Below are 5576 nucleotides of genomic sequence, written 5' to 3'. Positions count from 1 at the left end.
CCATCCGCAAGTTCATCGACTTCTGCGGCCCGGCCGTCTACGTCGTCATGATCGTGCTGACCGGCTACCTCATCTACCAGGCCGGCTGGGGCGCCATCAACCTGAACCTGGGCGAGGTCAGCTACACCGGCTTGAGCGCCGTTCCGGTCATGCTCGGCGCGATCGCCCTGGTGGTCTCGTACTTCTCCGGGCCGATGCTGAACTTCGGGGACTTCTCCCGGTACGGCAGGTCGTTCCGGGCGGTCAAGCGCGGCAACCTGCTCGGCCTGCCGGTGAACTTCCTGGCGTTCTCGATCCTGGTCGTGGTCACCTCGTCGCTGACCATCCCGGTCTTCGGCGAGCTCATCACCGACCCGGTGACCACGGTGGCCCGCATCGACAGCACCTTCGCCATCGTGCTCGGCGCGCTGACCTTCACGATCGCCACCATCGGCATCAACATCGTCGCGAACTTCATCTCGCCGGCGTTCGACTTCTCCAACGTCAGCCCGCAGCGGATCAGCTGGCGCGCCGGCGGCATGATCGCCGCCGTCGGTTCGGTGCTGATCACGCCGTGGAATCTCTACAACAATCCCGAGGTCATCCACTACACGCTGGAGACCCTGGGCGCCTTCATCGGCCCGCTGTTCGGGGTGCTGATCGCCGACTTCTACCTCGTCCGTAGGCAGCGGGTCGTGGTCGACGACCTGTTCACCATGGCGCCCGAGGGCCGGTACTTCTATCGCAAGGGCTACAACCCGCCGGCCCTCATCGCCACGGCGGTCGGTGCGGTCGTCGCGATGGTGCCGGTGCTCTGGACCGACGGGCCGGGCATGCACACGACGGCGCAGTACAGCTGGTTCATCGGCATGGCCCTGGGCTTCGTGGTCTACCTGGCGCTGGCGCGGCGGATGCGGGTGCTGACGCGCAGCCGGGTGCTCGAAGAGGCCGCATAGCCATGCACATCCGGGTCATCAACCCCAACACCACCGCGGCGATGACCGAGAAGATCGAGCTGAGTGCCCGGGCCGTGGTGGGCCCGGGCACCCGCCTCGACGCGGTCAACCCCGCGATGGGCCCGGCGTCGATCGAGAGCCACTACGAGGAGGCGCTCAGCGTGCCGGGCATCCTGACCGAGGTCGCCGCGGGGGAACGGGCGGGCGTCGACGGGTACGTCATCGCCTGCTTCGGCGATCCCGGCCTGGACGCGGCGCGGGAGCTGGCGGTCGGCCCGGTGGTCGGCATCGCGGAGGCCGCGATGCACGCGGCCGCGCTGCTCGGCCGCGGCTTCAGCGTCGTGACCACCCTGGACCGGACCCGTGGCCGGGCCCGTGAGCTGGCCGCCCGGTACGTCGCGGGACCGGCCTGCCGCGGCGTGTACGGGTGCGCCATCCCGGTCCTGGAGCTGGACCACGATCCGGACGTCCTCGACCGGGTCGTCGCCGTCGGCCGGGCCGCCCTGGAACGCGACGACTCGGACGTCCTCGTGCTGGGCTGCGCGGGCATGGCAGACCTCTGCACCCGGGTGTCCGCCCGGCTGGGCGTGCCGGTCGTGGACGGGGTGGCGGCGGCGACGGTGTTCGTGCAGTCGCTGGTCACGCTGGGGCTGCGGACGTCGCCGCGTACCGAATATGCGGCGCCGCCGCCGAAGCACCACACCGGGATTCTCGCCGGTTTCACCCGGCCCGACCTGGCAGCATGGTCGGCAGAACCCGACTGAGGAGCTGCCATGCCGCTGGACGACTTCGACCGGTACCCGCTGTTGTTCGGGCCCTCGCCCGTGCACCGCCTGGACCGGCTCACCCGGCACCTCGGCGGCGCCGCCGTCTGGGCCAAGCGCGAGGACTGCAACTCCGGCATCGCGTACGGCGGCAACAAGACCCGCAAGCTGGAATACCTCGTCGCGGACGCGCTGGCCCAGGGCTGCGACACGCTGGTGTCGATCGGCGGCGTGCAGTCCAACCACACCCGGCAGGTCGCCGCCGTGGCCGCGTACGCGGGGCTCAAGTGTGTCCTGATCCAGGAGAGCTGGGTCGACTGGCCGGACAGCGTCTACGACAAGGTCGGCAACATCCTGCTCAGCCGGCTCGCGGGCGCCGACGTGCGGCTCATCAAGGCGGGGTTCGGGATCGGCTTCAAGGAGAGCTGGGACCAGGCCATCACGGAGGTGGAGGCGCGCGGCGGGAAGCCGTACGCGATCCCGGCCGGCGCCTCCGATCACCGGCTCGGCGGTCTCGGTTTCGCCAACTGGGCGCGCGAGGTCGCCGACCAGGAGGCGCAGCTCGGGGTCTTCTTCGACACGGTCGTGGTCTGCTCGGTGACCGGCAGCACCCAGGCCGGGATGATCGCGGGCTTCGCGGCGCTCGGCGACGACCGGCCGCGGCGGGTGCTGGGCATCGACGGTTCCGCCAAGCCGGCGGAGACTCACGACCAGGTGGCCCGGATCGCCCGCAACACGGCGGAGCTGATCGGCGTCGGCCGCGACCTGCGCGACGACGAGATCCTGCTGGACGACCGCTACCACGCGGGCATCTACGGCATCCCGGACGAGAGCACCCTGGACGCGATGCGACTGGCGGCCCGGACCGAGGGAATGATCACGGACCCGGTATACGAGGGCAAGTCGATGGCCGGGCTGATCGACCTGGTCACCCGGGGCGAGATCGGCAAGGACGCGACGGTCCTGTACGCCCACCTGGGCGGCCAGCCGGCCCTGAACGCCTACAGCGCGATTGTCTGAAAGCCAGCGGCTTCCCGACGATGACCTACGCCTCCCCAGACACTATCGCCGGGCAATTGCAGCGGGGACTAGGCCGCGGCGCCCGGGCCGTCCGTGATCCGGAGCTCGTGGAGGACTGCCTGCGGCACCACTACGCGTGGGACTGGCAGGTCGACGCGCGGGACGTCTACCTGGCCCGGCTGGTCCGCGACCTGGGCATGCCGGTCGGGCCGATCGTCGCGCGTCTGCACGCCGCGGAGCCCGAGCTGGGCGACACCGAGTTCACGGTCAGCCTCGGTGTGCTCGGTTGTCTCGGCAAGGCCGGCATCGAGGAGGCGGTCGACGGCGTCCGCGACTACATCGTGCGCGGACCCGGTTGGCAGGAGGCCCTCGAGGAAGTGGCCGGGCAATGGCCGGTCGCGTGGTGGGACGACCTGCTGCCCCAGGTACGTCACCGGCTCCGCGATGACCTGGTCTTCGGGGAGCCCTGGACGCACTGGGCGCGGCGCGACCCCGGCATTCCGCTGCAGCGGAGAGCCACGCCGCCGCCGGGCCACTCGCCGTCGAGCGCCGCGCTGCTGGCCACGCTGCGCGATCCCGCTCGCCGCCGGCTGCACCGGCCGGCGCTGCGGGAGCTGGCCCGGCGTCCCGCCGAGCCGGAGCTGCTGGAGATCGTCGGCACAATGGACACCACCGGCCTGGGCGGTGCGATCGCCCGGGCGCTCGTGCCGCTCGGCCGGGCCGCGGTGCCGGCGGCCCAGCGCTGGGCCGCCGTCGACGGGCCGCCGCGCGGAGCGGCCATCCCCATCCTCGCCGCGTTCGGCGACGCGTCCGACGTGCCGGTGCTGCTGGCCGAGATCGCCTGCCTCGATGGCACGCCGGACCATCTCTGCGGCTACGACGACCTGGTCACGGCGCTCGCGCGGATCGGCGGCCCGGCCACCGCGGTGCTCCCGGCCATCCTGCGCCGGATCTGGCTGACCCCGCACAGTTACGAACGCGCGAGCTATCTGCGGGCGTGCCGGATCGCCGACCCGCCGGCCGCGGAGAGCCTGCTCGTCGAAGGCCTGTGGGACTGCGAGGAAGGCGTCCGCCGGCTGGCCGTCGAGCACGTCGCGCTCTCCGCGGAGGTCCGCGAGCGGCTGGCCTACCTGCGCGACGACCCGATCGAGGACCCCCGAGGTGCGCGGCGCCGCGGCCGAACGGCTGGCAGGCTGAGGCGATGGTTTCCTACGTGGTGACCGGCGGCGGGCGCGGCGTTGGCCGAGCCGTGGTCGAGCGGCTGGCCGGCGAAGACGAAACCGTATCCGTGCTCGAATTCGACGCGGCGGCGCTGGACTGGGTCGCCGCCCACCCAGCCGAGGGCCGGATCCTGCCGGTGATCGGCGATGCCGCCGATCCCGCGGTGGCCGAGCAGGCCGCGACCGTCGCGCAGGCGGCGGGACCGCTGTCCGGCTGGGTCAACAACGCGGCGGTGTTCCGCGACGCCTGGCTGCACGAGGTCCCGCCGGGCGAGATGCTCGCCCTGATCGCCCGCAACCTCGACCTGGTGGTGGTGGGCAGCGCCGCGGTGGTACGGCATTTCTGCCCCGTGGCGCGGGCGCTATCGTCAACGTCTCGTCCCACCAGGCGCAACGCCCGGTGCGGGGCGCGGTCGCCTACGCCACCGCGAAGGCGGCGATCGAGGGCCTGACCCGCGCCCTGGCCGTCGACTACGGACCGCGCGGCATCCGGGTGAACGCGGTCGCGCTGGGCTCCATCGCCACCGAGCGCTCCGCGGAGCACCTGGCCGGGTTGGACCGGCCGGCGCCGAGCATTTCGCGCGGGAGATCCGGCTGCTGCATCCGGTGGGCCGGATCGGCCGCGCCACCGAGGTCGCCGACGCCGTGGCCTTCCTGTTGTCGGACGCGGCGAGCTTCATCAACGGGGCGGTGCTGCCGGTCGACGGCGGCCGCGCCGCCCTGGGGCGCGACCCCGAAGAGGTCTAACACTTCAACGCATGTCGATTGCTGAACACTCATAGTTTCTATACAGTCACTCAAAGTAAACGAGACTGTCTGTGGGGAGTGTTCTGCTTGAAGGTGGGTCTTACTCAGTCGCTGCTCCCCGCTGACCTGCGGCAGCGAATGGCGGCCCTGCTGCCGGACGGGAGGGCCGTCGCCTACCGGCGCAAAGAGAAGATTTTCGGAGAAGGTGACGAATCAACCCATATCGCGATCATCCTCAGTGGGATCGTCAAGATCACCGCCTCCACCACCACAGGCCGCGAGGCGTTGTTAGGCCTTCGTGGCGCTGGGGAGATCGTCGGTGAGCTTGCCGCGCTCTACGGCAGCCCTCGGTCGGCGACTGTGCGCGCCTTGGATGACGTCGAGGCTCGTCTGATCGCCGCGTCGGTGTTCCGTCAGCGTTTGCGTCAGAACCCGGACGCGTTGTTCGCAGTGCTTTCCGCCGTGATCGGAAGGCTCCGCGAGTCGGACCGGCGACGTCTCGAATTCGCCGGTTTCGACGTCCTCGAGCGGGTGTCGCTGCTGCTTGCCGAGCTGGCCCGCACCCATGGCGAGGCCGCGCCCGGCGGTGCAGTGGTCATAGGTCTGCGCCTGTCGCAGGAGGAAGTCGCCGGTGCGACCGGCGCTTCTCGGGAAGCCGTCGCAAAGGCACTGCGACAGCTGCGAGACCGCAGGGTGGTCACCACCGCTCGGCAGCGGATCGTCGTCCTCGACCTCAACGCTCTGAGACCGCGCCTCTGAACGCGTATTTGTGCACAGACGCCGACCGGTGCCGGAGATAGACACACCGAAGTGTCTATTGCTGAGGAGCGTCACTCATGGGCGTACCGCAACACTTCTCCATCGTCATCCTGGACGTGGAAGGCTCTGGG

Annotated in this window: 6 protein-coding genes and 1 pseudogene; all 7 read left to right on the top strand. The window is 70.7% G+C overall.

All coding sequences use genetic code 11. The features are described from left to right. Positions 1-935 (top strand): cytosine permease (locus DMB66_RS54460; protein WP_199753192.1); only part of this gene is annotated, 935 nt, incomplete at its 5' end. A 2-nt stretch (positions 936-937) separates the two neighbouring features. Then, entirely contained in the window at positions 938-1699 is a 762-nt protein-coding gene (locus tag DMB66_RS54455) for an aspartate/glutamate racemase family protein (protein WP_125811912.1), read from the top strand. 9 nt (positions 1700-1708) lie between these two features. Beyond that, positions 1709-2719 (top strand): 1-aminocyclopropane-1-carboxylate deaminase, encoded by a 1011-nt coding sequence (locus tag DMB66_RS54450; RefSeq protein ID WP_125811911.1) that lies wholly within the window; start codon positions 1709-1711, stop codon positions 2717-2719. A 56-nt stretch (positions 2720-2775) separates the two neighbouring features. Further along, positions 2776-3939 (top strand): hypothetical protein, encoded by a 1164-nt coding sequence (locus DMB66_RS54445; protein WP_125811910.1) that lies wholly within the window; start codon positions 2776-2778, stop codon positions 3937-3939. Continuing rightward, positions 3921-4420: pseudogene (locus DMB66_RS64945) on the top strand (SDR family NAD(P)-dependent oxidoreductase); the annotation flags it as partial. The gene DMB66_RS54445 and the pseudogene DMB66_RS64945, both read left to right, overlap by 19 nt. Positions 4421-4545: 125 nt before the next feature. Next, positions 4546-4686, top strand: coding sequence for an SDR family oxidoreductase (locus tag DMB66_RS65465; protein ID WP_255441547.1), 141 nt, complete (start codon positions 4546-4548; stop codon positions 4684-4686). A 138-nt stretch (positions 4687-4824) separates the two neighbouring features. Next, positions 4825-5445 (top strand): Crp/Fnr family transcriptional regulator, encoded by a 621-nt coding sequence (locus DMB66_RS54435; protein ID WP_125811909.1) that lies wholly within the window; start codon positions 4825-4827, stop codon positions 5443-5445. The last annotated feature ends 131 nt before the right edge of the window (positions 5446-5576 follow it).

This window comes from Actinoplanes sp. ATCC 53533 (genome assembly GCF_003947245.1).
This window is presented reverse-complemented; position numbering and strand designations above follow the sequence as displayed.

Bases quoted from the DNA above. Each gene is read 5' to 3' on its own strand.
- DMB66_RS54455 (WP_125811912.1), top strand. From the start codon at position 938: ATGCACATCCGGGTCATCAACCCCAACACCACCGCGGCGATGACCGAG.
- DMB66_RS54450 (WP_125811911.1), top strand. From the start codon at position 1,709: ATGCCGCTGGACGACTTCGACCGGTACCCGCTGTTGTTCGGGCCCTCG.
- DMB66_RS54435 (WP_125811909.1), top strand. From the start codon at position 4,825: ATGGCGGCCCTGCTGCCGGACGGGAGGGCCGTCGCCTACCGGCGCAAA.